Below are 2,147 nucleotides of genomic sequence, written 5' to 3' on the forward strand. Positions count from 1 at the left end.
TTCGCTGGGGACGGGCCGGTTGCAGGTGATGGGCGCGCGCTCGCGGGGTAATTACCAGATGTATGGCGGCGGGACTGCGTGGTTGACCGCGCTGGATGCAACCACCCGGCAGCCGGTCAAGGCCTGGTGGCGGTATAACGGCGAGGAGGGCGAGGTCAGTGGTGCGACGTTCCGTGACACTCGGCCGGACCGGCTGCTGCATGTGCGGATCAGCGATGATCAGGTGACAATCAATCCGCAGAACCTGTGCGGGAACGGGAATTTTATGTCCGATGTAGCTTTACATAACGCAGCCTTTGCGGCGCGGACAGAGCGTGGAGCGCTGGTGGCATGGGGCAAGCCTGCCCGTGGAGGGGATCTGGGGGATTCGTTACCGGACCTTTCTGATGCCATATCGCTGAGTGCTTGCGGTTATGCCTTTGCGGCACGACAGGCCACTGGTGCGGTAGTGGCTTGGGGGCTGAGTGGATACGGAGGAGACGTGTCGGAACCCATCAGTCTTCTGCGGAATATCGTAGCGGTGAGCGGCAACGGTTACGCGTTTGTTGCGCTACGTCGCGACGGGAGCCTGGTGGCGTGGGGACGCCCTAGTAATGGGGCAACGCTCCCACAGCCAATACCTGCGCTGAGGGATGTCGTCAGAGTGATTGGCAACCTCTACGCCTTTGCTGCGCTACGTGCCAATGGTTCGGTAGTGGCTTGGGGGCACCAAACCTATGGAGGTAATTTGCCTGCGGCCATTGCGGCATTGACTGACATAGTTGATTTAGTCGCTACCGGCTATTCTTTTGCAGCGCTATGTACCAACGGCGCGGTAGTGGCGTGGGGATACAGCTCCACCGGAGGAAATGTGCCTGCCACGATTGGAGAGATCACAGACATTATCGAACTGAGCGCTACTCACAGGGCCTTTACAGCCCGACGAAGCGATGGCAGCGTTGTTGCTTGGGGGGACGGCGCATATGGTGCAAACGTTCCTACGCCCATCGCAATACTGAAGGAAATCCTGACGGTAACGGCTAACAGAGGATCATTCGTCGCACTGCTCAGCAGCGGGCGTGTCGTGGGATGGGGAAATCAGGCAATTCCGCAGCGGGTTGCAGTACTGACTGACATCGTCCAGGTGGTATGCGCAGGAGTTGCTTTTGCCGCGCTGCGGGCCAACGGCACCGTTGTAGCCTGGGGGACTGCTGATCGAGGTGGTGAGATCCCGGATAACATTGCCGCAAGACTGGTCAACGTCCGCGCCATTTATGGCAACACCCATGCCTTCGCCGCGCTGACCTCCAGCGGCGAAGTCGTGACCTGGGGCCGTGGCCCGGCCGGCGGTAACAGCGATGCCGTCGCCGACCAGCTCAATGGCAAAATCTTCTACGAAGCCACAGCGCTGTCCCGTGGTTTGGGAATGCGTGAGACGCGACTGCTTGAAGCGGCAGCAAGTGAACAAACCTCATAACACCGCCAACGCCTGAAAGATCGCAGCCTGCGGCAGCGCCTACACGGACTAAATGTAGGGGCTGCCGCAGGCTGCGATCTTTTGCGGTTTACTTCGGATAAAGCGGCGGCAACCCGCTGTCACCCACCGGATCCTGCACCCGTTCCGCCGCCGGAATGGTACGGATCGCCCGCCACAAATCCTCGCCCTGCCAATGCTGCCCGGTCTCGCTGTACAGCGCACCATTGAGCCCGTCCAGCGCGTCCGACAACGGCACAAACCGCGCCGCCATATCGGCTAGCGTTTCCGGCTGCTGCCGTGCCCACGCATCCAGCGCCTGCCGGGTCGCTTGCGGATCATTCGCCTGGCATGCCCGTTTGATGTCGTCCATCAAGGTGCGCGGGCTCGGCCCGGTTTGGGCGGCGCGATGCACCGCCGGTTGGACTCCGCTACATAAACAGGTGATGGCCGCGGGGAAATGAAGGGCGGCTAAAGAGGGGGGAGTTTACTGGCAAACGGGCGGACTTGCCCAAAGGCTTGAAAAATCAGCAGGTCGTGGCGAATGCCGTCTGTCGCTACTGTCAGATCTGACAGTAGCTGGCCGGCAGCTTCGGGTGATGGGATACCGCAGTCGCCAAGGCGTCAGGCCGGGGCTTTCTGTCACTTGAGGAGTTGCTTGTATGAAAACGCAATCACCATCAGCCTCTACGTC

The 2,147-nt window shown here is 60.6% G+C and carries 2 pseudogenes; one reads left to right on the forward strand and one right to left on the reverse strand.

From position 1 onward, the window contains the following. Window positions 1-1,456, forward strand: a pseudogene (locus tag KCG87_RS27275) (hypothetical protein); the annotation flags it as partial. Between the two features lie 88 nt (window positions 1,457-1,544). Here the strand turns inward: KCG87_RS27275 and KCG87_RS27280 are convergent. After that, window positions 1,545-1,877 (reverse strand): annotated as a pseudogene (locus KCG87_RS27280) (protein BatD); the annotation flags it as partial. Window positions 1,878-2,147: the final 270 nt, after the last annotated feature.

Origin of the sequence: Pseudomonas sp. MWU347 (assembly GCF_017947305.1) — a bacterium.
GTDB classification, from domain to species: Bacteria; Pseudomonadota; Gammaproteobacteria; order Pseudomonadales; family Pseudomonadaceae; genus Aquipseudomonas; species Aquipseudomonas putida_A.